This window comes from Streptomyces sp. NPDC001903 (genome assembly GCF_042891345.1).
In the GTDB taxonomy this organism is placed as follows: Bacteria; Actinomycetota; Actinomycetes; order Streptomycetales; family Streptomycetaceae; genus Streptomyces.
This window is the reverse complement of record NZ_JBIASZ010000003.1, coordinates 156,034-182,963: the sequence shown is the minus strand read 5'-3', so window position 1 is coordinate 182,963 and position 26,930 is coordinate 156,034. Positions and strand designations below refer to the sequence as shown.

The 26,930-nt window shown below is 72.0% G+C and carries 22 protein-coding genes and 1 riboswitch; of the genes, 12 read left to right on the top strand and 10 right to left on the bottom strand.

Annotated elements, in window-relative coordinates; translation table 11 throughout:
- Positions 1 to 21 precede the first annotated feature (21 nt).
- From ACFYZS_RS07550 to ACFYZS_RS07540, 3 genes are all read right to left on the bottom strand, one after another.
- Positions 22 to 432, bottom strand: coding sequence for a VOC family protein (locus ACFYZS_RS07550; RefSeq protein ID WP_389007811.1), 411 nt, complete (start codon positions 430 to 432; stop codon positions 22 to 24).
- A 106-nt stretch (positions 433 to 538) separates the two neighbouring features.
- Complete coding sequence (locus tag ACFYZS_RS07545; protein ID WP_389007809.1) at positions 539 to 736, bottom strand: CsbD family protein; 198 nt, start codon at positions 734 to 736, stop codon at positions 539 to 541.
- 162 nt (positions 737 to 898) lie between these two features.
- Positions 899 to 1,324, bottom strand: a complete 426-nt coding sequence (locus ACFYZS_RS07540; RefSeq protein WP_389007807.1) for a subtilase-type protease inhibitor — start codon at positions 1,322 to 1,324, stop codon at positions 899 to 901.
- A 485-nt stretch (positions 1,325 to 1,809) separates the two neighbouring features.
- Here ACFYZS_RS07540 and ACFYZS_RS07535 point away from each other — a divergent pair, with 485 nt between their 5' ends.
- Together ACFYZS_RS07535 and metE are read left to right on the top strand one after the other, a co-directional pair.
- A complete protein-coding gene (locus tag ACFYZS_RS07535; protein ID WP_389007805.1) occupies positions 1,810 to 3,375 on the top strand; it encodes an oleate hydratase in 1,566 nt (521 codons plus the stop codon).
- A 105-nt stretch (positions 3,376 to 3,480) separates the two neighbouring features.
- Positions 3,481 to 3,636, top strand: a riboswitch (cobalamin riboswitch).
- A 185-nt stretch (positions 3,637 to 3,821) separates the two neighbouring features.
- Positions 3,822 to 6,146: a 5-methyltetrahydropteroyltriglutamate--homocysteine S-methyltransferase gene (metE, locus tag ACFYZS_RS07530; protein WP_389007803.1), complete on the top strand. Its 2,325-nt coding sequence runs from the start codon at positions 3,822 to 3,824 to the stop codon at positions 6,144 to 6,146.
- 77 nt (positions 6,147 to 6,223) lie between these two features.
- Here the strand turns inward: metE and ACFYZS_RS07525 are convergent, their stop codons facing one another.
- Complete coding sequence (locus ACFYZS_RS07525; protein ID WP_389007801.1) at positions 6,224 to 7,648, bottom strand: short-chain fatty acyl-CoA regulator family protein; 1,425 nt, start codon at positions 7,646 to 7,648, stop codon at positions 6,224 to 6,226.
- 371 nt (positions 7,649 to 8,019) lie between these two features.
- On the opposite strand from ACFYZS_RS07525, the gene aceA reads away from it, so the two are divergent.
- The 8 genes from aceA (at position 8,020) to ACFYZS_RS07485 (ending at position 19,673) form a co-directional block, all read left to right on the top strand.
- Positions 8,020 to 9,309 carry an isocitrate lyase gene (gene aceA, locus ACFYZS_RS07520; RefSeq protein WP_389007799.1) on the top strand — a complete coding sequence of 430 codons (1,290 nt, stop codon included), beginning with the start codon at positions 8,020 to 8,022 and terminating at the stop codon, positions 9,307 to 9,309.
- A gap of 128 nt (positions 9,310 to 9,437) precedes the next feature.
- A complete protein-coding gene (aceB, locus tag ACFYZS_RS07515; RefSeq protein WP_389007797.1) occupies positions 9,438 to 11,030 on the top strand; it encodes a malate synthase A in 1,593 nt (530 codons plus the stop codon).
- Positions 11,027 to 11,896, top strand: coding sequence for a 3-hydroxybutyryl-CoA dehydrogenase (locus ACFYZS_RS07510; protein WP_389007795.1), 870 nt, complete (start codon positions 11,027 to 11,029; stop codon positions 11,894 to 11,896). Before aceB ends, ACFYZS_RS07510 begins: the two co-directional genes overlap by 4 nt.
- Before the next feature lie 205 nt (positions 11,897 to 12,101).
- The gene (locus tag ACFYZS_RS07505; protein WP_389007793.1) at positions 12,102 to 12,437 is read left to right on the top strand and encodes an antibiotic biosynthesis monooxygenase family protein; all 336 of its coding nucleotides are present in this window, start codon (positions 12,102 to 12,104) and stop codon (positions 12,435 to 12,437) included.
- Between the two features lie 123 nt (positions 12,438 to 12,560).
- Complete coding sequence (locus ACFYZS_RS07500) at positions 12,561 to 13,991, top strand: MFS transporter (protein WP_389007791.1); 1,431 nt, start codon at positions 12,561 to 12,563, stop codon at positions 13,989 to 13,991.
- 183 nt (positions 13,992 to 14,174) lie between these two features.
- Positions 14,175 to 15,137, top strand: a complete 963-nt coding sequence (locus ACFYZS_RS07495; RefSeq protein ID WP_389007789.1) for a polyphosphate kinase 2 family protein — start codon at positions 14,175 to 14,177, stop codon at positions 15,135 to 15,137.
- Positions 15,138 to 15,211: 74 nt separating this feature from the next.
- Complete coding sequence (locus ACFYZS_RS07490; protein WP_389007787.1) at positions 15,212 to 17,932, top strand: cation-translocating P-type ATPase; 2,721 nt, start codon at positions 15,212 to 15,214, stop codon at positions 17,930 to 17,932.
- Positions 17,933 to 17,945: 13 nt separating this feature from the next.
- The gene (locus ACFYZS_RS07485; protein ID WP_389007785.1) at positions 17,946 to 19,673 is read left to right on the top strand and encodes a SulP family inorganic anion transporter; all 1,728 of its coding nucleotides are present in this window, start codon (positions 17,946 to 17,948) and stop codon (positions 19,671 to 19,673) included.
- Positions 19,674 to 19,738: 65 nt separating this feature from the next.
- On the opposite strand, the gene ACFYZS_RS07480 is transcribed toward ACFYZS_RS07485, so the two are convergent.
- On the bottom strand, positions 19,739 to 21,079 hold the full coding sequence (locus ACFYZS_RS07480; protein ID WP_389007784.1) for a diacylglycerol/lipid kinase family protein: 1,341 nt from the start codon (positions 21,077 to 21,079) through the stop codon (positions 19,739 to 19,741).
- Positions 21,080 to 21,258: 179 nt separating this feature from the next.
- Between ACFYZS_RS07480 and ACFYZS_RS07475 the strand changes: the two genes are divergently transcribed.
- Complete coding sequence (locus ACFYZS_RS07475; RefSeq protein WP_389007782.1) at positions 21,259 to 22,941, top strand: alpha/beta hydrolase; 1,683 nt, start codon at positions 21,259 to 21,261, stop codon at positions 22,939 to 22,941.
- A gap of 12 nt (positions 22,942 to 22,953) precedes the next feature.
- On the opposite strand, the gene ACFYZS_RS07470 is transcribed toward ACFYZS_RS07475, so the two are convergent.
- Together ACFYZS_RS07470 and ACFYZS_RS07465 are read right to left on the bottom strand one after the other, a co-directional pair.
- The gene (locus ACFYZS_RS07470) at positions 22,954 to 23,694 is read right to left on the bottom strand and encodes a CPBP family intramembrane glutamic endopeptidase (protein ID WP_389007781.1); all 741 of its coding nucleotides are present in this window, start codon (positions 23,692 to 23,694) and stop codon (positions 22,954 to 22,956) included.
- Positions 23,695 to 23,728: 34 nt separating this feature from the next.
- A complete protein-coding gene (locus ACFYZS_RS07465; RefSeq protein ID WP_389007779.1) occupies positions 23,729 to 24,463 on the bottom strand; it encodes a DUF899 domain-containing protein in 735 nt (244 codons plus the stop codon).
- A gap of 275 nt (positions 24,464 to 24,738) precedes the next feature.
- On the opposite strand from ACFYZS_RS07465, the gene ACFYZS_RS07460 reads away from it, so the two are divergent.
- A complete protein-coding gene (locus ACFYZS_RS07460) occupies positions 24,739 to 25,317 on the top strand; it encodes a hypothetical protein (protein ID WP_389007778.1) in 579 nt (192 codons plus the stop codon).
- Here the strand turns inward: ACFYZS_RS07460 and ACFYZS_RS07455 are convergent, their stop codons facing one another.
- From ACFYZS_RS07455 to ACFYZS_RS07445, 3 genes are read right to left on the bottom strand one after another with little or no spacing between them, the layout of a single operon-like run.
- Positions 25,318 to 25,668 carry a 2Fe-2S iron-sulfur cluster-binding protein gene (locus ACFYZS_RS07455; RefSeq protein ID WP_389007776.1) on the bottom strand — a complete coding sequence of 117 codons (351 nt, stop codon included), beginning with the start codon at positions 25,666 to 25,668 and terminating at the stop codon, positions 25,318 to 25,320. It abuts the gene before it with no gap.
- A 60-nt stretch (positions 25,669 to 25,728) separates the two neighbouring features.
- Entirely contained in the window at positions 25,729 to 26,088 is a 360-nt protein-coding gene (locus ACFYZS_RS07450) for a nuclear transport factor 2 family protein (protein WP_389007774.1), read from the bottom strand.
- A gap of 24 nt (positions 26,089 to 26,112) precedes the next feature.
- On the bottom strand, positions 26,113 to 26,898 hold the full coding sequence (locus ACFYZS_RS07445) for an SDR family oxidoreductase (RefSeq protein WP_389007772.1): 786 nt from the start codon (positions 26,896 to 26,898) through the stop codon (positions 26,113 to 26,115).
- Positions 26,899 to 26,930: the final 32 nt, after the last annotated feature.

Genomic DNA, 26,930 nt, shown 5'->3' with positions numbered 1-26,930 from the left:
GAATCGCCGTCCGGCACGGGTTCAGGGGGCGGGGTCCTCTCGGACCGCGGCGAGGGAGAACGCGTGGCCGGCCGGGTCGGCGTAGCGCCGCAGGGTGGTCCGGCTGCCCGGCAGGCCGCCCTCGTCCTGCGCGGCCACCGGTCGCGCCCCGAGGGTCACGGCCTCGCGCTCGGCCTCGTCGAGGCGCCCCTCGTCCACGAGGATGCACACGTGGGCCTGCTGGGAGCCCTCCGGGAGCGGCCAGCTCGGCGGTACGTGGTCGAGGTCGCGGCGGACTCCGAGGACCACACCGGTGCGGCCGGCCACGAGGAGGAGTTCCCCGTCGCCGGGGGCCGGCCCCGCCGTGGCACCGAGCAGTTCGGCGTAGAACTGTGCCAGCAGCTCGGGCTCGGCGCTGTCCAGGACGAGAACGGCTGTCTTGGGTACGGTCATGCACCCCGTGTGCCCTGTGTCGGCGCCCGTACACGGTGCGTGCCGGACGCGGACGCGGCGCGGCCCCGCGGCGCGTAGGCGCCGCGGGGCCGCGTCTTGGCGGGTGTCAGGTCCTGTCGCGCTTGTCGCGCAGCGAATCCTGGATGCCGCGGGCGCGCTCCTCGGTCTCGTGCGCGACTTCCTTCGCCTTGCCCTTGGCCTGGTCCATCTTGCCCTCGGCCTTCATCCGGTCGTTGCCGGTGACCTTGCCGACGGTCTCCTTGGCCTTGCCCTTGGCCTGGTCCATCTTTCCCTTGTCAGCCACGGTGAACTCCTTGGTGTGAGGGTCTCAACGTTGCTCAAACTAGGCGAAACCGGACTGTCACGCACGGCGGGACCGGCAGTTGCGCGAACGGGCCTCCCGTCCGGCCGGGGGCGGCGGCGCCTGCGGCGGGCGCCGGCGTACGGGCGCCACGACCCGGTGGCGTCAGAACGCGTAGACCGGGTTGCCGTTCAGGGTCGCGGACATGGCACAGGCGTTGGAGAAGGTGTGCTTCCACGCGACGTGGGCCCCGCGCCACACGCCGTCCGCGGTGACGGTGACGGGGTCGTAGTGCATCGGGCAGGCCCGGTCCGGGTTCGGCGCGGCCAGCAGGCGGTTGAACTCGCCGCCGGTGGCGTTGAGGGCGTCGCACGCGGCCCGGGGGGCGGGGTGCGTGCCCTCGGCGGCGTAGGCGCAGCTGAGGGTGGTCGCCCGCAGGACCGTACCGGTGGCGGCGTCGTCCCCCTGGGTGATGGTGAAGACCATCGCGGAGGGGGCGTACAGGCTCTCGGGGCTCGCCTCCGCCACACCCGTGGCGCCGGCGAGACAGAGGAGAGCGGCGGCGGAGACGGTGGCTAAGCGGTGACGCATGAGAAGACTCTCTTTCGATTCGAAGGTGATTTGACCAGCTACGGCTTTCATGTAGCGCTCAACTTGGGCCGAGCCTGCCAGACATGAAGGCTTGCCGCACATCGGCGGTCGATTTACGGACAGTTCGTTCGGATATCGGTTAAGCGAGGTGAGTTCGCCCAGCTCGGGCCGGGTGCCCGCAGGCCCACGCCGTGCGAGGGCGCGCCGCATCGACCGGCGTGACGCCGCCTCCCGTACCTCCTGCCCAGGTGGCGGCCACTCACGGTTCACCGGACGTCCCACCAGGGTGACCGGATCGATGCGGTGCCACCCGCGGATCCGCCTCGCCGCCGTCCGGGACGAAGGCCGGCGGGCCGCGGAACCACCGGCGCCTCCCCAATGGCGCACCCGGATTGCGACCGCCCCGCGGCGGGTGGTGGGCTGGCGGGGGTGATCGCGCGGCCGACCGGGGCCGACACGCGGCCCCCGGCGAGCGGAGACGCGTCGTGGCCAAGGCCTATCTCGTGGGTGCGGGCATCGCTTCCCTGTCGGCGGCGGCGCTGCTGATCCGGGAGGGCGGGTTCGCGGGCGGGGACATCACCGTCCTGGAGGCCGGCAACCGCACCGGCGGAAGCCTCGACGCGGCGGGCGATCCGGAGACCGGCTACACCATGCGCGGCGGGCGGATGTTCGAGCTGCACTTCGAGTGCACCTACGACCTGCTGCGCTCGATCCCCTCGCTGGACGCGCCGGACGTCTCGGTCACCGAGGACACCTTCGCCTTCCACGAGGACTTCGCCTGGAACGACAAGGCCCGCCTCGTCGACGGCGCCGGCCGCCGCGTCGACACCCGTTCCATGGGCTTCTCCGAGCGCGACCGGCTCGACCTGGTCGCGTGCGTGGCGACCCCCGAGTCGCGCCTCGACGGCAAGCGCATCTCCGACTGCTTCGCCCCGGAGTTCTTCACCACCAACTTCTGGTACATGTGGTGCACGACCTTCGCCTTCGAGCCCTGGCATTCGGCGATCGAGTTCCGGCGCTACCTCAACCGGTTCGTCCACCTGTTCAAGACCTTCGACACCATGTCCGGGATCTACCGCACCCGCTTCAACCAGTACGACTCGATCGTGCGCCCGCTCCAGGCCTGGCTGCGGGGCGAAGGTGTCACCTTCTCGATGAACACCACGGTCACCGACGCCGAGTTGGCCGAAGGCGAGGGCATCACCGTCACCTCCCTCACCTGTACGCGCGACGGCAGGACCGAGCGGATCCCCGTCGCCGCCGAAGACCTGGTGTTCGTCACCAACGGTTCGATGACCGCGAACTCGACCCTCGGATCCACCGACACCGCCGCCGTGGCGGACACCTCCGGCCCCGACGCCTCGTGGCGCCTGTGGCACGCCCTGGCGGCCAAGCGCCCGCACCTCGGCGACCCCTCGGTGTTCGACTCCTGCGTCAAGGACTCCACCTGGGGGTCCTTCACCGTAACCACCAAGGACCCGACCTTCTTCAAGGCCATGGAGGAGTTCTCCGGCAGCGAGGCCGGCAAGGGCGGGCTGATCACCTTCAAGGACTCGGCCTGGCTCCTCACCATCGTCCTCAACCACCAGCCGCACTTCCACGAACAGCCCGAGGACACCTACGTCTGGTGGGGCTACGCGCTGTTCCCGGACGCGCCCGGCGACCACGTGGGCAAGACGATGGCCGAGTGCACGGGCCGCGAGATGCTGACCGAGGTGCTGGGGCACCTGCGCCTCGCGCAGAGCGAGCAGATCCTCGAGTCGTCCGTCGTACGGCCGGCCCTGATGCCGTACATCACCAGCCAGTTCCTGGTCCGCAAGGCCGGCGACCGACCCGAAGTCGTCCCCGAGGGATCCACCAACCTGGCCTTCATCGGCCAGTACGCCGAAGTCCCCGACGACGTGGTGTTCACCGTCGAGTACTCGGTGCGCACCGCCTGGACCGCCGTGGCGCGACTGCTCGGCCTGGACCGGCAGCCCCCGCCGGTCCACAAGGGCGGCCACGACCCCAAGGTCCTGCTCGAAGCCCTGCACACCATGCACCGGCACTGATCCTCCGGGCGTCCGCATCGCGGACGCGGCTCGCCGGGGAGCGATCACGCCCCCTAGGGTGGCCGGTGCAGCTGGTTCGCCCCGTCCGCCAGGCGGGATGCGTCGTAAGAGGGAACCCGGTGGGAATCCGGGACTGCCCCGCAGCGGTGAGCGGGAACGACCGCCGTCATACGCACTGGGACCGGACAACGGTCCTGGGAAGCGACGGCCAGTAGGTGTCCGCCTCGACAGAGGCCGGCGTGCCCGCGAGTCCGAAGACCTGCCCGTTGCCCGCACGCGGACGATTCCCCGTGCGGAAATCCCGGTGACCTCGTGGGCGGGTCGGCGTACACGGCGAGCGGCACCTGCGGTGTTTCCCCCGCGGCGTGCTCCGCGCGCTCTGTCGTTCCTTCGCGTCCGCGTCCCCCACCGGGGTGTTCAGGACACATCTCGCGAAGGAGAGTTCCGTGACAGCGAAGCCCGCAGCCGCGGCAGCACGAGCCACCGTGTACGGCTACCCCCGCCAGGGCCGGGGCCGCGAACTGAAGAAGGCCGTCGAGGGCTACTGGAAGGGCCGCGTCAGCGCAGACGCCCTCCGGGAGACCGCGGCCGGCCTGCGCCGTTCGAACTGGCGGCAGCTGGCCGACGCCGGCATCACCGAGGTTCCGACCGGCGACTTCTCGTACTACGACCACGTCCTGGACACCAGTGTCATGGTCGGCGCCGTCCCCGAGCGGCACCGCGCGGCGGTCGCCGCCGACGCCCTCGGCGGCTACTTCGCGATGGCCCGCGGCACCCAGGACGTCGCCCCGCTCGAAATGACCAAGTGGTTCGACACGAACTACCACTACCTGGTCCCCGAGCTCGGCCCGGACACCGTCTTCACCGCCGATTCCACGAAGCAGGTCGCCGAACTGCGCGAGGCCCTCGCGCTCGGGCACCCGGCCCGCCCGGTCCTCGTCGGCCCCGTCACCTACCTCCTCCTGGCCAAGCCCGCCCCCGGCGTGGCCGCCGACTTCCAGCCGCTGACCCTGCTCGACCGGCTGCTGCCCGTCTATGCCCGGGTCCTCGCCGACCTGCGCGCCGCCGGCGCCGAATGGGTGCAGCTGGACGAGCCCGCCCTGGTCCAGGACCGCACCCCGGCCGACCTGAACGCCGCCGCCCGCGCCTACCGCGAGCTCGGCGCGCCGGCCGACCGGCCCAAGGTGCTCGTCGCCTCGTACTTCGACCGGCTCGGGGACGCCCTCCCGGTGCTGGCCGCGGCGCCCGTCGAAGGCCTCGCCCTCGACTTCACCGGCGGCGGCGCCGCGAACCTCGCGGACCTCGCCGCGGTCGGCGGACTGCCCGGCAAGCGCCTGGTCGCCGGAGTGGTCGACGGCCGCAACATCTGGATCAACGACCACCAGAAGTCCCTGACCACCCTCGCCACCCTCTTGGGCCTCGCCGCCCGGGTGGACGTCGCCGCGTCCTGCTCCCTCCTGCACGTCCCGCTCGACGCGAGCGCCGAACGCGACATCGACCCGCAGATCCGCCGCTGGCTCGCCTTCGCCCGCCAGAAGACCTCCGAGATCGCCACCCTGGCCCGCGGACTCGCCCAGGGAACCGACGCCATCGCCGCCGAACTCGCCGCCAACCGCGCCGACCTGGCCTCCCGGGCCGCCTCCGCCATCACCCACGACCCCGCCGTGCGCGCCCGTACCGCCGCGATCACCGATGCCGACGCGCGGCGCTCGCAGCCCTACGCGCAGCGGACCGCGGCCCAGCGCGCCCTCCTCGGGCTGCCCCTGCTGCCGACGACGACCATCGGCTCCTTCCCCCAGACGGACGAGCTGCGCACCGCGCGCGCCGACCTGCGGGCGGGCCGCCTCGACGCCGCGGGCTACGAGGAGCGGATCAAGGACGAGATCCGCGAGGTGCTCGCCTTCCAGGAGAAGACCGGCATCGACGTCCTGGTGCACGGTGAGCCCGAACGAAACGACATGGTGCAGTACTTCGCGGAGCGGCTCACCGGCTACCTGGCCACCCGGCACGGCTGGGTCCAGTCGTACGGCACCCGCTACGTCCGGCCCCCGGTCCTGGCCGGGGACGTCTCCCGCCCGGAGCCGATGACCGTGCGCTGGACCACGTACGCCCGGTCACAGACGGCCAAGCCCGTCAAGGGCATGCTGACCGGCCCGGTCACGATGCTCGCCTGGTCCTTCGTACGGGACGACCAGCCCCTCGGGGACACCGCCCGCCAGGTGGCCCTCGCCCTGCGCGACGAGGTCGACGACCTCGAAGCCGCGGGCACTTCGGTCATCCAGGTCGACGAACCCGCCCTCCGGGAGACCCTGCCGCTGCGCGCGGCCGACCACGCGGAGTACCTCGCCTGGGCCACCGAGTCCTTCCGGCTCAGCACCAGCGGTGTCCGGCCGGACACCCAGATCCACACGCACATGTGCTACGCGGAGTTCGGCGACATCGTCCGGGCCATCGACGACCTCGATGCCGACGTCATCAGCCTGGAGGCGGCCCGCTCCCACATGCAGGTCGCCGGCGAACTGGCCCGGCACGGCTACCCGCGTGAGGCCGGACCGGGCGTCTGGGACATCCACTCCCCGCGCGTCCCGAGCACCGGGGAAGCCGCCGCCCTGCTCCGCAAGGGGCTCGCGGCCATCCCCGCCGAACGGCTCTGGGTCAACCCGGACTGCGGGCTGAAGACCCGCGGCTGGCCCGAGACCCGAGCCTCGTTGGAGAACCTCGTCGCGGCCGCGCGTGCCGTGCGCGCGGAGCTCACGGCCGACAACTCCTGACGCAGGAGTCCCGGGTCGGACGCCCGCCGGGCGTCCGACCCGGGCCCGGGAGGGCTTCTGAGGGGGGAGGCCGCGGCTCACTGCGCGCGGTCGGCGACCTGGTACGGGACGAACGTGCTGGAGTTCTCGTCGACGGCGAGCGGACGCCCCAGCGGCGGTACCGCGCGCTGCGGGCAGTCCAGGCGTTCGCACAGCCGGCAGCCCATGCCGATGGGCGTGTCGGCCGAGGTGTTGTCCAGGTCGAGGCCGTCGGAGTAGACGAGCCGCGAGGCGTGCCGGATCTCGCAGCCCAGCCCGATCGCGAAGGTCTTGCCCGGTTCCCCCCAGCCGCCGCGGTGCCGGGTGACGGCGCGGGCGGTCCACAGGTGGCGCTGCCCGTCGGGCATGGCGGCGACCTGGACGTGGATCCGGCCCGGGGCGGCGAAGGCCTCGTAGATGTTCCACAGCGGGCAGGTGCCGCCCGCCCGGGAGAAGTGGAACCCCGTCGCGGACTGCCGTTTGGACATGTTCCCGGCACGGTCCACGCGCACGAAGGAGAACGGAACCCCGCGCAGCATGGGTCGTTGGAGGGTGCTCAGGCGGTGGCAGACCGTCTCGTACCCCAGTCCGAACCGGTCGGTGAGCCGCTCGATGTCGTAGCGGAATTCCTCGGCGGCGCTGTGGAAGGCGCGGTACGGGAGGATCAGCGCGGCGGCGAAGTAGTTGGCGATGCCGATCCGGGCCAGGCCGTGTGCGGTGGACCCGGCCGGGAAGTCCTGCGACGCGCACCGGTCGAGCTCGTCGGCGTGCTCCAGCAGGGCGAGCTGCGTCGCCATCCGGAAGGCCTGCTGCCCCGGCCGCAGCCGGGCGGACAGGTGCAGCGTCCGGCCCCGTTCGTCGTAGTGGTGCAGCCGGTCGCAGTCGGCGCTCACCCGCACCCCGTGCGCGTCGGCGAGCCGCGCGGACAGGACCCGCACCACCTCGCCGGGGCGGATCCGGATCGCGCGGGCCAGTTCCTCGGCGGCCGAGTCGGTGTCGTGGAGGTAGTTCTGGCGCCGGTAGAAGAACTCCCTGATCTCCTCGTGCGGGGAGCGCGGCACGGCTCCCGCGGCGCCACCGGCACCCGGTACCGCGTCGCGCCCGTCCTGCGTCCCGGCCAGGCTCTCGGCCAGCAGCTGGGACCGCCGGCCGAGGTCCAGCAGCACCCGGGCGACCGCCGGCATCCGCGAGGCCAGCTCGGCGAGGTCGGAGGCGGAGACCCGGGCCTCGGCGACCTCCCCGGCCAACGCCTCGCGCAGGTCCGCGACGAGCCGGCTGGTGTCCCGCTCCGAGAAGAAGCCCGGATCGACCCCGAAGGCCTCCGTCAGCCGCAGCAGCACGGGAACGGTGAGCGGGCGGGAGTCGTGCTCCATCTGGTTCAGGTAGCTGGGCGAGATCGCGAGCACCCGGGCCAGATCGGCCTGGCTCATCCGCCGTTCCTCGCGCAGCCTGCGCAGCCGCGCGCCCGCGTACGTCTTGCTCACCGAACCTCCGTGGTGCTGCGGAGCCGCCTGCGCGCAGAGCCGCATCGGACGGCCTTCGCATCCTTGGCAAAACTGCGCGGGAAGATGCGCAGAACTTAGCACGCGTCCAGGATTGATGGCACTGGGTGTCACTGCGAGAGTCGTCCTGCGGCCCGCCGGACCAGGCGGCACGGATGGAACCAACAGGACCCGATTCACGCCCTGATATCGGCAATCCCGGCAGGCTCCACCGCGTGGTGCGGCAACATTGCTCAGCTCGTTCCACACGAGGAACGGCGGGCCGCGATCTCATTCATGGCACCTGGTGCCAACACTTCGCACCTATGACGTGCGGGGGCTTTCCCAAGCGACTCATGGAGACGGTGACGGTCATGGCAGACACGACGAACACGACGGCGGCGGCAGCGGACCTCGCCGAGCGCTGGGCGAGCGACCCGCGCTGGGCCGGCATCGAGCGGACGTACTCCGCCGAGGACGTGGTCCGCCTGTCGGGCAGCGTCCGCGAGGAGCACACCCTGGCCCGGCGCGGCGCCGAGCGCCTGTGGCGACAGCTCCACGAGCGGGACTACGTCCACGCGCTCGGCGCCCTCACCGGCGGCCAGGCCGTCCAGCAGGTCCGGGCCGGGCTCCAGGCGATCTACCTCTCGGGCTGGCAGGTGGCCGCCGACGCCAACCAGGCCGGTCACACCTACCCGGACCAGAGCCTCTACCCGGTCAACTCCGTTCCCCAGGTGGTCCGCCGGATCAACAACGCGCTGCTGCGCGCCGACCAGATCGCCACCGCCGAGGGCGGCACCGACACGACGGACTGGCTCGCCCCGATCGTCGCCGACGCCGAGGCCGGCTTCGGCGGTCCGCTGAACGCCTTCGAACTCACCAAGGCGATGATCGCGGCGGGCGCGGCCGGCATCCACTACGAGGACCAGCTCGCCTCCGAGAAGAAGTGCGGCCACCTTGGCGGCAAGGTCCTCGTCCCCACCGCGCAGCACATCCGTACGCTGAACGCGGCCCGCCTGGCCGCGGACATCGCGGACACCCCGACGCTGATCATCGCCCGTACCGACGCGCTCGCGGCCACCCTGCTGACCAGCGATGTCGACGAGCGCGACGCCGAGTTCTGCACCGGTGAGCGCACCGCGGAGGGCTTCCACCGCGTCCGGGGCGGCATGGCCCCGGTCATCGCCCGCGGCCTCGCGTACGCCCCGTACGCCGACCTGATCTGGGTGGAGACCGGCACCCCGGACCTGGAGCAGGCCCGCGAGTTCGCCGAGGCGATCCACGCGCGGTACCCGGACCACATGCTGGCCTACAACTGCTCGCCCTCCTTCAACTGGAAGGCGGCCCTGGACGACGACCAGATCGCCAAGTTCCAGCGTGAGCTGGGCGCCATGGGCTACCGCTTCCAGTTCATCACCCTCGCCGGCTTCCACTCCCTCAACCACGGCATGTTCGACCTCGCCCGCGGCTACGCCGAGCACGGCATGACCGCGTACGTGGACCTCCAGGAGCGCGAATTCGCCGCACAGGCGCAGGGCTTCACCGCGGTCAGGCACCAGCGCGAGGTCGGCACCGGCTACTTCGACCTGGTCTCCACCGCCGTCAACCCGGCCTCGTCCACGACCGCGCTCGCCGGCTCCACCGAGGAGGAGCAGTTCCACTAGGCCGCCTCGGGGCGGGGTGCCCGCGTACGCACCACCCGGGCACCCCGCCCGGCCCGCGTCGTCCCGTGATCCCCGAGGGCCGGAGACCCGCCTCCGTCCTGCCCCGCCCTCTCCCGGAGGAGACCCGCATGTCCACCCACGCACCCACCCGCCGCGTCGAGGTCCTCGGAACGCCGGGCGACCGCCACGAAGAGATCCTGACCCCCGGGGCCCTGGAGTTCATCGGCCTGCTCGACGCCGCGTTCGCGGACCGCCGCCTGGAGATCCTCAAGGAGCGACGGCGCCGCTCGGGCCACCTCGCCGGCGGCACCCCGCTCGATTTCCCGCTCGCCACCCACGCCGTCCGCACCGACCCCGACTGGCGGGTGGCGCCCCCGGCACCGGGGCTCACCGACCGGCGGGTCGAGATCACGGGCCCGCCGAACCGGCGGATGGCCGTGAACGCGCTCAACTCCGGCGCCAAGGTCTGGATGGCCGATTTCGAGGACGCCACCTCCCCCACCTGGGACAACGTCATCGAGGGCCAGCTCACCCTGCTCGACGTCATCGAACGGCGCATCGACTTCACCACCCCGGAGGGCAAGGAGTACCGCCTCGGCGGGCAGCTCGCGACCATCATGGTCCGCCCGCGCGGCTGGCACCTCCTCGAAGAGCACCTGGAGATCGACGGCCGGCCCGTCCCCGCCTCGCTGGTCGACTTCGGCCTCTACTTCTTCCACTGCGCGCAGCGGCAGATCGACGCCGGCCACGGCCCGTACTTCTACCTCCCCAAGCTGGAGAACCGGTACGAGGCCCGCCTCTGGAACGACGTCTTCCTGCTCGCCCAGGAACTCCTCGGCATCCCCCGCGGCACGGTCCGCGCCACGGTCCTGATCGAGACGATCACCGCCGCGTTCGAGATGGAGGAGATCCTCCACGAACTGCGCGAGCACAGCGCCGGCCTCAACGCGGGCCGGTGGGACTACCTCTTCAGCCTCATCAAGACCTTCGGCCACCGCACGGACTTCCAGCTCCCGGACCGCGCCAAGGTCACCATGACGGCGCCGTTCATGCAGGCGTACACCGAACTCCTCGTCCGCACCTGCCACCGGCGCGGCGCCCACGCCATCGGCGGCATGGCCGCCCACGTCCCGGGCAAGGACGCGGCGGCAGGCGCTGCCGCCCTCGCCAAGGTCCGGCTCGACAAGGAACGCGAGGCCGAGGACGGCTTCGACGGCTCCTGGGTCGCCCACCCCGGCCTGGTGCCCGTCTGCCGCGCGGTCTTCGACGAGGTCCTGGGCGAGCGCCCCCACCAGCTCGACCGGACCCGCGAGGACGTCGAGGTCACGGCCGCCGATCTGCTGTCCGTACGCCGGATCGCGGCGCCGCCCACGCAGGAGGGGATCCGCTCGAACGTCGCGGTCGCGCTGCGCTACTTCGACGCCTGGCTGCGCGGACACGGGGCGGTCGCCCTGTACGGGCTGATGGAGGACGCGGCCACCGCCGAGATCGCCCGGGTCCAGATCTGGCAGTGGCTCCGCCACGACAGGGTGGAACGCTCCGCGGTGCTCGACCTGCTCGACGCCGAGTGCGAGGCGCTGGCCGAGGAGGATCCGCAGGCCCTGGCGGCCGAAGCCCGCGAGGTCTTCGTGAACACCGCGCTCACCCCCGCCCTGCCCGCCTTCTTCACCCCCGAGGCCTACACCCGCCACCTCGTTCGCCGGACGGAGACCCGATCGTGAGTACGCGAATCCGCCGGATCGGCGTCGTCGGAGGCGGCCTGATGGGCGCCGGCATCGCCGAGGTGTGCGCCCGAGCCGGACTCGACACCGTCGTCTGCGAGGCCGGTGCCACCGCGGCCCGCGCCGCCCGGGAGCGCCTGGCCGTCTCCCTCGAACGCGCCGTCCAGCGCGGGAAGCTGGACCGCGTCTCCGCCGAGGACGCGCTGGCCCGGACGGTCTTCACCGGGGAGCTCGAGGACCTCGCCGACCGGCAGCTGGTGATCGAGGCCGTCGTCGAGGACGCCGAGGTGAAGACCGGGGTCTTCACCTCCCTCGACAAGATCGTGGAGGACGAGGAGGCCGTCCTCGCCTCCAACACCTCCGCCATCCCGATCATGCGCCTCGGCATGGCCACCGGCCGCGCGGACCGCGTCCTGGGCCTGCACTTCTTCAACCCCGTACCGGTCCTGCCCCTGGTCGAGATCGTCTCCTCGCTCCACACCACCACGGCCACCGTCGAAACGATGGAGTCCTTCGTCCGGGACGTGCTCGGCAAGACCACGATCCGCTCCCGGGACCGGTCCGGGTTCGTCGTGAACGCCCTCCTCGTGCCCTACCTGCTGTCGGCGATCCGCATGGCCGAGTCCGGATATGCCAGCGCCTCGGACATCGACGAGGGGATGGTGCTCGGCTGCGCCCACCCCATGGGCCCGCTGAAGCTCGCCGACCTCATCGGGCTCGACACCGTCGCCGCCATCGCGCAATCGCTCTACGACGAGTTCAAGGAACCCCTCCACGCCCCGCCGCCGCTCCTGCGGCGGATGGTCCAGGCAGGCCTGCTGGGCCGCAAGACGGGCCGCGGGTTCCACACGTACGACCGGGACTGAGGGGTCCCGGTCCGCCGCCCGGGCCGAGGGTGCCCGGCAGCGGGGGGAGGGCGGGGCGTGACGAGTGGTGTCGTCACGCCCCGCCGTGCCGCCCGCAGGGCCCGCTTCCAGGCGCCCGTCCGCTTCAACCCCGCCCCGCCTCCGATCGAGGGAAAGACCGCCGCGGAAGGGAACAACGGCGGATCGTAAGGGGAGCGATAGATCCATGACCGTTACCGCGAGCATCGACTCGAGTCGCCCCGTGGCGACGCTGATCAACGTCTTCACGGTGGCGCCCGAGCGCCAGCAGGAGCTGATCGGCCTGCTGGCCCGGGCCACCGAAGAGACGATGAGGCACCAGCCCGGCTTCATCTGCGCCAACTTCCACGCCAGCGAGGACGGGCAGCGCGTGATCAACTACGCCCAGTGGGAGTCGGAGCAGCACTACCGCGCCATGCTGGCCAATCCCGAGGCCCGCGTCCACATGGACGAGGCGGCCGTCATCGCCACCGACGTGCAGCCCCGCCTGTTCCGCGTCATCTCCACCCACGCCAGGCCGTAGCCGAGGCGGCCGGATTCCGCTCCCGCACCCCGCCGAGCGGGAGGTCCCCGCCCTCCCGCTCCGGAAATGCACCGGGTCCGGGTGCGGCGCACGCTGGAGCTGGCACACATCGAGGTGATACCGGTGGCCGAGACACGAGCCCCTCAGCGGCCGTCCAGCGCGCAGCGACGCATCCTCGCTCCGCTGGCGCTCGCGCAGTTCATCTGCAGCTTCGCCGGGTCCAACATGAACGTGATGATCAACGACATCAGCGAGGACCTGGACACCACCGTCCAGGGGGTGCAGATCGCCATCACGATCTTCCTCCTGGTCATGGCCGCGCTGATGATCCCCGGCGGCAAGCTGACCGACCGCTACGGCCGCAAGCGCTGCCTCCTGGTCGGCCTCGTCGTCTACGGAATCGGCGCCCTGCTGAGCGCCGCCGCCCCGGGCCTGGGCGTACTGATCCTCGGGAACTCGATCCTCGAAGGCATCGGCACGGCCCTGCTCATCCCACCCGTCTACATCCTCACGACGCTCATCTTCACGGACCTGACCTCGCGGGCCCGCGCCTTCGGGGTCATCATGGCGCTGGGCGGCATCGGCGCCGCCGCCGGGCCGCTGATCGGCGGGCTCATCACCTCGTGGCTGAGCTGGCGTGCGGCATTCGTGTTCCAGGCCCTGGTCATCGTCGTGATCATCGTGCTGAGCCGGAGCCTGGAGGACCCGCTGCCGCCCGATCCGACGCGCTCCTTCGACACCACCGGAGCGGTCCTCTCGGCGGCCGGCCTCGTCCTCGTCGTCATGGGCATCCTCGCCGCCGACAACAACGTCTGGCTCATGATCGGCCTGCTCGTCCTGGGCGCCCTCGTGCTGCTCTGGTTCTTCCGGTCCGTACGGGCCAAGGAGCGGGCGGGCGAGGAACCCCTGCTGTCCACCAGCCTGTTCCGCGACCGCACCTCCAACCTGGGCCTCGTCACGCAGAACGTCCAGTGGCTGCTGCTGATGGGCTCCTCGTTCACCATCGCGGCCTATCTCCAGGTCGTGCGCGGCTACGACTCCGTGCAGACCGGCGTCATCTTCACCGCGGCCACGCTCGGCCTGCTCGTGTCCTCGCTCGCCGCCGAGCGCCTCGCGAGGCGGTGGTCCCAGCGGACCCTCATCGTGACGGGCTTCGCCGTCACCCTCGCCGGCATCGTCCTCCTGATCGCGATGGCCGGCGGCTCCCCGAACCCCTGGGCCCTGACTCCCGGGCTGCTGCTGATCGGACTGGGACTCGGCGTGATGCTCACCCCCTCGGTCAACGTCGTCCAGTCGAGCTTCCCCGAAGAGCGGCAGGGCGAGATCTCGGGCCTCTCCCGCAGCGTGTCGAACCTCGGTTCCTCCCTCGGGACGGCAGTCGCCGGCACGATCCTCGTCTCCGGCCTCACCACCGGCGCCTACGCCGCCGCGATGATCACGCTGGCCGTGATCGGACTCGCCGGGCTGGCCGCCGCGGTGCTCCTGCCGAGGAAACCGCCTCCGCGCACGGCGCCGGGCTCCGCCCCCGCGCCCGCCGCCCCGCCCACGTCGTAGCGCGCGAGGAGGGAGCCGGGCGGCCGGTCCTCCCCCGTCGGCGTACGTCTGGAGGGCGATCTTGTCGAGTCGCGCACAGAATGACCACGAGAGACGCGTCCCGATCCTGGCGGAGCGTCGGTCCGCACGGCGCTCGGCGCCGCCTGCCGCACCGAACCCGGACCGGAGAAGGGGTGACGGGTGATGTCGGACGAGAGAGCCGAACGCATCGCGGAGTTCATCGAGCCGCTACGGGTACGGCCGGGCTCGAAGGTCCGCCTGGACCGGGACTTCGACCCCCGCTTCAAGGCCGGCATCAAGAAGCGGGACGGGGCCGAGCTGCTGGCGACGGGGGTGTCCCTGCTCGCCGAGTACCAGGAGCGGCTGGCGGCCCAGGACACGTACGGCGTGGTGCTCTGCCTCCAGGCGCTCGACGCCGGGGGCAAGGACGGGACGATCCGGCACGTGATGAGCGGCGTCAACCCCCAGGGCGTGCGGGTCAGCAGCTTCAAGGTGCCGTCCGCCGAGGAGCTCGACCACGACTACCTGTGGCGTTACGCCCGGCGGCTGCCCGCGCGCGGCGAGATCGCCATCTTCAACCGCTCGCACTACGAGGAGGTCCTCGTCGTACGGGTCCACCCCGAGGTCCTCCTGCGCCAGAAGCTGCCGGACGGCAGCCTCGGGGAGGCCATCTGGGACCGCCGCTACCGGGAGATCAACCGCTGGGAGCACTACCTCACGGACAACGGGTTCAAGGTGGTGAAGATCTTCCTGAACCTGTCCAAGGAGGAGCAGCGCACCCGCTTCCTGAAGCGGATCGACCTGCCGGAGAAGAACTGGAAGTTCTCCGCCGCCGACGTCCGGGAGCGGCGCCGGTGGGACGACTACCAGTACGCGTTCTCCGAGATGCTGTCCGCCACGAGCACGCGCTGGGCGCCCTGGTACGTCGTACCGGCCGACCGGAAGTGGTTCGCCCGGATCTGCGCGGCGGCGGTCCTCGCGCACACCCTGATGGAGATCGACCCGCAGTACCCCGAGGTGGCGCAGGAGGCACGCAAGGACCTCCTCGTCACGAAGCGGAGCCTGGAGCGGGAGGCCCCGGCCGGGGCCCCGGCCGATCCCTACGCCGCCCGGCACGGGAGGAAGCCGGGCGGGAAACGCCGCTAGAGACGGCCTGGCACCCCTCGGACGGAGCGCGACCGGCCCGGACACGTCCGCGGCCCCGGATCGGAGGCACCACCATGACGGCACGGTCGGATTCCGCGGCGGAGCGGCCCCGGACTGCCGGGGACGGCTGGTACACGCGCTCCCCCGAGGAGGTCGTGGCGGCGTTCGGCGTCGATCCCGCGGCCGGTCTGTCCGCGGCGCGGGCCGCGGAGCTGCTGTCCGCGCACGGCCCGAACGCGCTGCCCGAGGAGGAGCGGACCCCGGCGTGGCGCCGGTTCCTCGCGCAGTACCGCAGCTACATGCAGATCGTCCTCGTGGCCGCGGCGATCGTCTCGATGGCCATCCAGGAGTGGACCACCGCGATCCTGCTCGTCGTGCTGACGCTGCTGAACGCGGTCGTGGGCCTGCGCCAGGAGGGCAAGGCCGAGAGCGCCATGAACGCGCTGAAGTCGATGATGAAGGCGACGGCGCGGGTGCGCAGGGACGGTACGGAGGCCGAGATCCCCGCCGAGCAGCTCGTCGACGGCGATGTCGTGCTCATCTCCGCCGGCGACCAGGTGCCGGCGGACGGACGTCTCATCGAGGCCAGCGCCCTGCAGATCGACGAGTCGGCGCTCACCGGTGAGAGCGTTCCCGCCGCGAAGGACACCGGCCCGCTGGCGGGCAGCGGGCTCTCGCCCGGCGACCAGACCAACACGGCGTTCATGAACACGCCGGTCACCCACGGCAGCGGTGTCATGATCGTCACCGCGACCGGCGCGGACACCGAGCTCGGCAAGATCTCCGGAATGCTGTCGGCCACCGAGAAGGAGGTGCCGCCGCTCACCAAGGAGCTCGACCGGCTGACGCTGTGGATCACGGCCGCGGCGGGCCTCACCATGATCGTGATGTTCGCGCTGGGGCGCCAGCGGGACCAGGCCTGGGACGTCCTGTTCGTCAGCGCCGTGTCGCTGGCCATCGCCGCCATCCCCGAAGCCCTGCCGACGGTGACCCAGGCGATCCTCTCCGTCGGGAGCCTGAACCTGGCGAAGCGCCACGCGATCGTGAAGGAGCTGCCCTCGGTCGAGACGCTGGCGTTCACGTCGGCCATCAACTCGGACAAGACCGGCACCCTGACGATGAACCAGATGACCGCCGTCGAAGTGCTGAGCCCCACCGGCCGGTACACCGTGTCGGGCACGGGCTACGGACTCGAAGGGAAGATCCACCATGCCGCCGGGTCCGCCGCGGGCATCGAGGACGCGATCCTGCCGTACGTGGTGGCCAGCGACGCCAAACTGGTGGGCGGCGAGGTCGTGGGCGATCCCACCGAGGGCGCGCTGCTGGTGCTCGCGCACAAGGCCGGCCTGGACACCGACGCCACCCGGGACGCCCTTCCCCGGCTCGCCACCCTGCCGTTCGATCCCGAGTACAAGCTGATGGCCACCTTCCACTCGGCGGCCGACGCCTCCGGGCGGCAGGTCGTGCGCTGCTTCGTCAAAGGGGCGGCCCCGGCGGTGATGGAGCGGGCCTCGACCGCGCTCGCGGCGGGCGAGACCGTCCCCTGGGACGCCGATCTGCTCGCCCGCGCCCAGGCGGCGAGCGAGCGGATGGGCGGCGAGGGGCACCGGGTGATGGCGGCGGCCACCCGGGACCTGGATCCGGCCGGCTTCGATCCGGAGGGCGATCTCCTCTCGTACGTCACCGGTCTGCGGATGACCAGCCTCGTCGGCATGGTCGATCCGCCGCGCGAGGAGGCCAGGGCCGCGGTGGCCGACGCGCAGGCGGCGCACATCCGGGTCCGGCTGGTGACCGGGGACGACGTCACCACCGGGGCGGCGATCGCCCGGCAGATCGGCATCCCCGGCGAGGCCGTCCTCGGCGCCGACTTCGCCGCCATGAGCGAGGACGAGCAGCTCTCCCGCATCGAGGGGATCGGCGTGGTGGGGCGGGTCGCGCCGGAGCACAAAGTACTGCTCGCGAACACGCTCAAGAAGAAGGGCGAGGTCGTGGCGATGACCGGGGACGGTGTCAACGACGCCCCCGCCATCAAGGCCGCGGACATCGGCATCGCCATGGGCAGCGGCACGGACGTGGCGAAGAACGCCGGCCGCATGATCCTCTCCGACGACAACTTCGCCACCATCGTCTACGCCGTGGAACAGGGCCGGACGATCTACGACAACCTCACCAAGTACATCCGGTTCGTACTGCTCCTGCTGGTCACGTTCGTACTGACCTTCCTCGGGGCCACCGTCTTCAACATCGCCGCCGGTGAGCCCTTCACTCCGCCGCAGGTGCTGTGGATCCACTTCGTCGTCAACGCCTCGTTCGGCTTCGCGCTCGGCTTCGACCGGGAGAGCGCCGGCCTCATGCGGCGCAGGCCGCGTCCGCGCGGGGAGTCGGTGCTCACACGGCCCGTGCTGATCACGGTCGGGCTCGGCGGGCTGGCGATCACCATCCTCCTGCTCGGGCTGATCCAGCTCGGCCGGGCCCGCTACGACAGCGTCGCGACGGGCCAGTCGATCGCGTTCACGGCCTTCTCGCTCTGCCTGATCGTGGCCGCCTTCGAATGCCGCAGCGAGACGGAATCCGTGCTGACGGCCTCCACGTTCGACAGCAAGCAGATGAACTGGGTCGCCCTGGCCCAGTTCGTGCTCTCCGTACTGGTGACCCAGATGGACGGCTTCCAGCGCATCCTCGGGACCACCGAGATCGACGCGCGGCAGTTCGGCTGGGCGCTGCTGGCCGCCCTCGCGCTCCTGCTGCTGTGGGAACTGGGCAAGTTCACGGCCCGCCGGGCGAAGGCCGCCTGAGGAAGGACCGTCCGTGACCACCCGGCACGACCGCCACGGGGCGCCCTCCCGCCTGCGGTCTGTCCCCGGGATCCGCGCGGCCGCGTCCTACCGGCGCGAGTGGCTGGTCAAGGACCTGGTCGCGGGTGTCGTGCTGACCACTCTGCTCGTGCCGCAGGGCATGGCGTACGCCGAGCTGGCGGGGCTGCCGGCCATCACCGGCCTGTACACCTCGATCCTCTGCCTGCTCGGCTACGCGGTGTTCGGCCCGTCCCGGATCCTGGTGCTGGGCCCGGATTCCTCTCTGGGGCCGATGATCGCCGCCACCGTGCTGCCGTTGGTCGCCGCGGGCGGGGATCCCGGCCGGGCCGTCGCGCTGGCGTCGATGCTCGCGGTCATGGTGGCGGCCATCATGATCCTGGCCTCGGTGGCCAAGCTCGGCTTCATCGCCGACCTGGTCTCCAAGCCGACGATGATCGGCTACATGAACGGCCTGGCCCTGACCATCCTGATCGGTCAACTGCCCAAGCTGCTCGGCTTCAAGGTCGAGGCGGACAGTCTGGTCGGCGAGTGCGCCGGCCTCGTGCGGAAGATCGCCGACGGGGCGACGGTGCCCGCAGCCGCCGCGGTGGGCCTCGGCGGGATCGCCCTGATCCTGGTCCTGCAGCGCTTCTTGCCGAAGGTCCCCGCGGTGCTCGTGATGGTGGTCCTGGCGATCGCCGCGGCCGCCGCCTTCGACCTGGGCGAGCACGGTGTCGGCCTGGTGGGGGTACTGCCCGAGGGCTTCCCGCCGTTCACGATCCCGGACGTGCGGGTCGCGGACCTCGCGCCGCTGCTCGGCGGCGCCCTGGGCATCGCCCTGGTGTCCCTGGCCGACACGATCTCCAACGCGTCCGCCTTCGCGGCCCGCACCGGGCAGGAGGTGCGCGGCAACCAGGAGATGGCGGGCGTCGGTGCGGCCAACCTGGCGGCCGCCCTCTTCCAGGGCTTCCCCGTCAGCACGAGCGGCTCCCGCACCGCGGTGGCGGAGCGCGCGGGGGCCAGGAGCCAGCTCACCGGGGTCGTCGGGGCGGTGCTCATCGTCCTCATGCTCGTGCTGGCGCCGGGTCTGTTCCGCAACCTCCCCCAGCCGGCGCTGGCCGCCGTGGTCATCACCGCGTCGCTGTCCCTGGCCGACCTGCCGGGAGCCGTACGGCTGTGGCGCCAGCGCCGCACGGAGTTCCTGCTGTGCTTCGCGGCCTTCGCCGGCGTGGCCCTGCTCGGTGTGCTGCCCGGGATCGCCATCGCCGTGAGCCTGTCCGTCCTGAACGTCTTCCGGCGCGCCTGGTGGCCGTACGACACCGTGCTCGGGCGGGTGCCGGGCCTGGAGGGCTACCACGACATCCGCTCCTACCCGCAGGCCGAACAACTGCCGGGCCTGGTGATCTACCGGTTCGACGCCCCGCTCTTCTTCGCCAACGCCAGGACGTTCCGGGACGAGGTCAGGCGCATGGCGGGCGCGGATCCGCGGCCGAGCTGGATCGTGGTCGCGGCGGAGCCCATGACCGACGTGGACACCACCGCCGCCGACGTCCTGGAGGAGCTCGACGAGGCGCTGAACGCGAAGGGCGTGCACCTGGTGTTCGCCGAGCTCAAGGACCCCGTACGGCGCAAGATCGAGCGGTACGAGCTCACCCGGACCATCGACCCCGAGCACTTCTTCCCCACCGTGGAGGCCGCCGTCGAGGCCTTCCGGCGGCACACCGGAGCGCGGTGGACGTGACTTCGGGGGGGGGCGGGGGGCCGGGGGGCGGGGGACGGCAACCGGGTGCCGGCGGCAGCCGCCGCTCAGGCGCCGCCGTGCCCCGTCGCGGCCCGTCCCATGGTCAGCGCCAGCCGCCGCACCCGGCGCCAGTCCATCGGAGCCGCGGCGCGCGGCACGCCGGGACGGTTCCGGGGCACCCGCACGCGCAGGGCTCCGGACGCGATGCGGCAGCGCACCGGAGTGGACAGGGTCAGGGCTTCGCCGTCGACCCCGACCGGGATGACGGGAGCATCCGCGTCGACGACGACCTCGCGGGCGGTGACGGCGGTCAGCCCGCGCCCCTGCCCGCCGTGCATCAGGAGCTCCGCCGCTTCGGCCGCGTTCGCGACGTCGACGCCGAGGACCCCCAGCTCGCCGGAGTCCAGCCGCTCCCGGCGTCCCAGTCCGACCGAATCCCCCCTCTGGTAGGGGTTGTTGCTCACCAGCACGGCCTGGGGGCCGTCCATGGCCAGCTCGTCGGCGCGGACGTCCAGCCGCGCGCCGCCGGCGTGGGTCAGCAGGGCCGGCAGCATCTCCAGGATGGTGCGGGCCTTGTCGTCGCGGTACGCCGGACTCTGCACGACTTCCGCGTACACGCCGAACGAGGCGCTGTTGACGAAGACGCGTCCCGGGCGCACGTCCCCCGGTTCTCCCTCGTGGATGAAGCCGAGGTCGACGCGCAGTTCGACGCCGTCGGTGAGCGCGTCCAGACAGCGGGACGGATCCTGTCGGTCCAGGCCCAGATCCATGGCGAAGTGGTTGCGCGTGCCGGCGCTGATGACCACGAACGGGATGTCGTGCTCCACGGCCACGGCGGCGACCAGGGCCTGGGTGCCGTCACCGCCCGCGACGCCGAGCAGGTCGGCCCCGTCCGCGACGGCCTGCCGCGCCAGCTCGGCCACGTCCTGCCGCCGGGTCGGATCCAGCACGAAGACCTCGGCGCCCAGGGCCCGGGCCCGCTCCGCGAGTTGGAACTTCTCGACCTTTCCGCCGCCCGAGCGCGGATTCATGATCAGGAAGGGCCGCTCGGCCCGGACCGCCGGGTGCTCCGGCATGCCCGGCGCACCGTCGTCGGCCAGGGCGGCCCTGCCCGCGGCAACGGCCAGCGCCCACAGCGCGAGCGAGACCAGCACGACCCACAGCAGCCCGGCGGCCGAGTACAGGAGCAGGACGGCGAGCGGTGCGAGGACCGCCAGCAGCACGGCCAGCGCCCTGCTCCAGCCGGTGTGGGTGAGCGTCCACCACACGCCCGCCCCCGTGAGCGCCAGCCCCAGCCACCCCAGCCCCATCAGCACGAGGCTCGCGAGGCCGCCGAACACCAGCAGCACCACGAGCGCCGCCAGGCCCGCCACCAGGGCCAGCCGCGCGGTCCAGCGCCTGCTCATGGGACCACCTCCCGCCGCTTCACCGGCTGCCGGACGGAAGTCGGGCATCCACCTCAGGCTACGAGCGCCGACCCCGCGCGGCCTGCCCACCGCGACCGCGCCGACCAGCGCCGACCACCGCCGCCCGCGTCGAATGGCAGGACCACCGGGGCCTTGGGACCATGACGGCGGAGGACACGATGCCCGCTGACCCCCCACCGGCCCCTCCGTCGGAAGAGCCGGCACCGCGCAAGCACCGCCGACGGCTCCGTCTGACGCTGCCCGGCTGCTGGGGCGCCCTCGTCCTGGCGTGCCTGTCCTTCACGCCGTCGCTGCTTCCCCGCGGCGGCGTGCTCCAGGGACTGGTCTGCGGCATCAGCGCGGCCATCGGGTACGGGCTGGGCGTCGTCGCGGCCTACGTGTGGCGCGCCTTCGCCGACCGGGACGCGCGCCGCCCCTCGCGCAGGTCGTGGCTGGTCCTGCTCGTCAGCGCGATCGTGCTCTTCGGCGTCTCGTTCACGCTCGGCCAGTACTGGCAGCGCGAGATCCGCCGACTCATGGGGGTCACCGACCACAACGTCCTCACCACCGTCGCCTGTCCCTTCGTCGCCGCTCTCGTCTTCCTCCTCCTGCTCCTGGCCGGACGCGGGCTCCGGGCCCTGTACCGGTGGGCGGCCCGGCTGCTCGGGCGCTGGATCGGCCGGCGGGCGGCGCGGGTGGTCGGCTGGATCCTGGTGGCCGCTCTGGCCTGGGCCGCGTTCTCCGGGCTGCTGCTGAGCGGTCTCGTGAACGCGGCCAACGAGACGTTCTCGCTGCGGGACACCCAGACCCCGGAAGGGGTGCACCAGCCCACGTCGATGCTGCGCTCGGGCGGACCCGGCTCGCTGGTGCCGTGGGACTCGCTGGGGTATCAGGGCCGGGCGTTCACCGGCAGCGGGCCGTCGGCCCAGACCATCGGCGCGTTCACCCACCGTGCGGCGCAGGAGCCCATCCGGGCCTACGCCGGGCTGGAGACCTCCGACGACACGGAGACCCGGGCGGAGCGGGCCGTCGCGGACCTCGAACGGGCGGGCGGCTTCCACCGCCGGAACCTGCTCGTGATGACCACCACGGGCAGCGGCTGGGTCGATCCCGCCGCGGTGGACTCGTTCGAGTACCTCGCCGACGGCGACGCGGCCAGCGTGGCGATCCAGTACTCGTACCTGCCGTCGTGGATGTCGTACCTGGTCGACCAGTCCAAGGCGCGCGAAGCCGGCCGCGACCTGTTCGACGCCGTCTACGACAAGTGGTCCAAGCTGCCCCAGGACCAGCGGCCGCGCCTGTTCGTGGCGGGCGAGAGCCTGGGCTCGTTCGGCGGCGAGACGGCCTTCAGCGGGGAGTACGACCTGCGCAACCGCACCGCCGGCACCGTGTTCGCCGGCCCGCCGAACTTCAACACCCTGTTCCGGGAGTTCAGCGACCACCGCGACGCGGGAAGTCCCGAGATCGAGCCCGTCTACCGGGCGGGCCGGACCGTCCGGTTCACCGACGACCCGGCCGCCGGGATCCCTCCCACGGACCGGCCGTGGGACGGCCCCCGGGTCCTCTACCTCATGCACCCCTCCGACCCGATCGTCTGGTGGAGCCCCCGGCTGGCCCTCTCCGAACCCGACTGGATCGGGGAGCGGCCCGGCTCGGACGTGCTCGGCGCGATGGTCTGGATCCCCTTCGTGACCTTCTGGCAGGTCACCGCCGACCTGCCGTTCTCCACGGGCGTACCGGACGGCCACGGGCACACGTACAAGGCCGCGTACGTCGACGCCTGGAACGCGACCATGCGGCCCGAGGGGTTCACCGCGCAGGACTTGGACCGGCTGAAGGACGTCGTCTCGCCGCCGCCCTGACCGCCGGACCGGTCAGCGCAGCAGGAACCCGACGAGGTAGCCGAGTGCGTTGACGGCCCAGTGCAGGCCCATGGGGGCGAGCAGGCTGTCGCTGCGGCGGCGCAGTTCGCAGAACAGGACGCCCGCCGCCGCCGTGAACAGCACCGCGCCCAGCACCGCCAGCGCGGCTCCGAGCCCGGATGCGCCGAAGACCGCGGTCACGGCCGGTTTCGCGGTCGCCAGGTGCAGCGAGGGCAGTACGTGCCACAGGCCGAACAGCAGGCTGGAGACGGCGGTCGCCCACACCGCCCCGCGGTCGCGGCGGACCAGACCGTAGAGCACGCCGCGGAAGGCGATCTCCTCCACCAGGACCGTGCCGACGGGGACCAGCACGAAGACGCGCACCATCACCTCGCCGCCGTCCATCGCCGCGTACCGCCGGTCCTCGAACAGCGTCCTGGTGGCCGGCAGCAGGGCCCCGGCCAGGTAGACGACGGCGACCAGGCCGATCAGGGCCAGCGCCCAGCGGGTACCGCGGGCCAGCGTGCCCGGCGCCAGCCCCGCGTCCGCCAGGGTGCCGCCGGCCCGGCGCAGCACGCCGAGCAGCAGGCCACTGACCACGACGGCCGTCAAGGCGCCCCACAGGCCCGACCAGCGGTTCAGGGCCAGGTTGGCGCCGACGAGAACGGCCACCGTGACGCCGACGGCCGGCCAGGTGCCGATCGGCCTACGCCGACGGCGCCGCCCGGCGCCCTCGGGGGCGCTGCGGGTCATGGGCACCCGCCCGGGTCATGACGGCGGGCCACCCTCAGGTCTTCCCGTACTCGTCGTGGCGGCGCAGCCAGTGCGCCTCCTCCCCGTCCTCGTGGCGGCCCAGCGGTGTCCGGTCGAGGAGGCCGTAGTAGGCCATGGCGGGCTCGAGTCCGCGCGCGGTGGTGACGTACGTCCGGTAGACGGTGCCGTCCGACAGCGCGTAACAGCTCAGGCCGGGGCCCTCGGTGACGTACCCGAGCACGTCCGTGCCGCACGCCTGCGCCAGCTGGCTCACCGCCGGCGGAACCCCGCCCTCCAGGAACGGCCTCAGCTCCTCCTGCGTGTACGTGAAGCCGAGGTCGCGGTGGAAGTCGCCGCCGCCGGCGGAGACCCAGTCGAAGCTCCAGCCCATCCGCTCCCGGTAGGCGAGGAGCCTGTCGACCGGCGCCCGCGAGGAACAGACCAGCGTCACGTCGCGGGCCTTGAGGTGGACCGCATTGGGGTCGAGGGTGTCCGCGATCGAGGAGCAGACCGGGCATCCGGCCTTGTACGGCGGTCCGAACATGAAGTGGTAGACGAGCAGTTGCGAGCGCCCGTCGAAGAGGTCCGCGAGCGACTTGGTCCCGCCCTCGGTCTCGAACCCGTACTCCTTCTCGACCCGCACCCGGGGAAGGTCCCTGCGCTTTCGGGCGAGCGCGTCACCGCGCCGGGTCAGTTCCTTCTCCTCCACGAGCAGCTCGGCTCGCGCCGCCTCGAATTCCTCCTGGGTGCCGACTCTGTACTCGGGCATGTCCCTTCCCTCCTGTGCGGGAGCAGAACACCGCATCGCGGCGGGCCGTCGCCCGCAGCAACTGCCTCAGTGCCCGCACAGGCGCTACCCGTCGCCCTACGTCCACCGTACGCGCGGGACGCGGTGCGAGCCCGCGAGGACGCCGGCGCCGCGGCGAGCCTGTCCACTGTGCGGACGGTCACCTTGACGACCCTCGACACTTAGGCCAGCCTTACCTTCGCTCGCTCCTCGCCGGCGTGAGTACACCCGCCTTGCACACGATCCCTGGAGCAGCCATGTCCGCCGCCGACGCCGCCGCGACCCCGCGAAGACCTGGACGGGAAGCAGAACTCCTCCAGCTCCCCGCGTGGTGCGGGAGCGCGGCGGCGTCCCTCGCCGTATGCCTCGGGTGGGCAGCCACGACATGGATCGCGCTGCACCTGCGCGCCGACGTCACCCTGCACACCGCGGCGCTGTTCGTACACCTCGCCTCCCTGGTCCTGGGCTTCGGCGCGGTCCTCGCCATCGACTACTACGGCGCCCTGTGGCTCACCGGCCGCAAGACCCTCCGTGAGGTCCTCGACTTCACCGCCCCCCTGCACACACCCGTGTGGATCGGCCTCGGCGGCCTGCTCTTCAGCGGCGCCTTCCTCCACCCCGATCTCGGTTCACCGATGACGTGCGTCAAACTCGGCCTCGTCCTGGTGCTCTCGCTCAACGGTGTCCAGGCATCCGCACTCCACCGCCGACTGTCCGCCGCCGCCGGCGGCCCCGTCCCCCGCCCGCTGATGATCCGTGGCGGCGTGACGGCATCCGTGTCCCAAGCCGCCTGGTGGGGCGCGGTCGCGATCGGCTTCCTGAACAGCCGTCACTGATCACCCCGCCGGGAGAACGGCCCGTTCGGGCACGTCGGCGTTGACCGGTGGCCTCCAGGCCGGGCAGGCCGGCACGGCGCACGTGGTGACGCGCGCACCGTCGTGCATGACGGCGAACGTGAGGCAGGAGTTCACCCTGCGGTCGTCCACCAGGACCGTGCACGCCCCGCAAGCTCCCTGGTCACAGCCCTTCTTGGTACCGGGCAGCCCCAGGTGTTCCCGCAGGAGGTCGAGGAGCGAGGTTCTGTTGTCCACCGCCGCGGACCGCCGCTCCCCGTTGACGGTCAGCCCGACTGTCGAGGTCGTGCCCACGGCAGCCGTCGACACCACAAGGAAACGCCGCCGGCCCATGACGGCCGCTCCGCCGAACCCACCGGCAGCGGGGGTCGAGAAGGAGCACACCCAGGCGGATCATGGCTCGATGACCAGGCGCTCGATCAGATCGTCGCGGAGGCTGAACCGATAGCGCAGATCGACGCTGCCCCCGGGGAAGTCGCCTTCGAGGTGATGCGTGGCGACGTAGTGGGCCGGATCGATCTGCTGCGCATCGATGAGCTCGATGGTGTAGGTGAATTCAGTGGCGGATCGGTTCAGCCACTGCTCGATTGCAGTGGCGCCCCGATACGTGCTGCCGTCGTCGGTCACCGTGGCGTCGCCGGTGAAGGCGGCGACTGCGGTCGAGGTGTCGTGGTCTCGATGGGCCCGCAGGTAGCGGGTGATCGTCTCGGGCAAGTCACCCGGGGCGATGGCGTGGGGCTGATGGCTCGGCATGACGGTCCTCTCGACTGTGGGGGCTCAGACGGTGGGGGTGGTGCCGCCGTCGATGACGTGTTCGGCTCCGACGATGGCCGAGGCGCGGTCGGAGACGAGGAAGGCGACGAGTTCGGCGACTTCCTCGGGTCGGTTGGGGCGGCCGAGGGGAATCCCGCCGAGCGAGTCCATGAGCCGGTTCAGGGCGGCTTCCCGGGTGACGCCGCCCTCCTGGGCGATCCTGGCGACCAGGTTGTCTGCGGCGGTGGTCTGGATGAAGCCCGGCGAGACGGTGTTGACGCGGACGCCGTGCGGGGCGACCTCGTTGGCCAGGCCCTTGCTGTAGGTGGTCAGCGCCGCTTTGGCCGCCGCGTAGGCCAGGGTGCCGTTCCACAGGGGCATGCGGCGCTGGATCGAGGTGACGTGCACGATCACGCCCCTGCCACTCTCGATCATGCCGGGCAGAAGGCCGCGGTCCAGGCGGACCGCGGCCAGCAGGTTCACGTTGAGCTCCTTGGCCCAGTCCTCCTCGCCGAGCGCCGCGAACCCACCGGCCGGCGCCTCGGAGCCGCCGAGGGTGTGGACGATGACGTCGACACCTCCCAGACGTGCCTCCACTTCGGCGATCGCCCGGTCGATGCCCTCGGCGGTCGAGAGGTCGGCGGCGATGAAGGTCTTTTCCTCGACCTCCTCGGGGCGGCTGCGGCCGGTGACGAGCACGTCGGCGCCGACGGCGGCGAGCCGTCGGGCGATGGCCGCTCCGGTGCCCTTGGTGCCGCCGGTGACCAGGGCGCGGCGGCCTTCGAGTGATTCGTTGACGGGACTGGTCATGACGCCTTCCGATCCCCGGTGCGCGCGGGCGC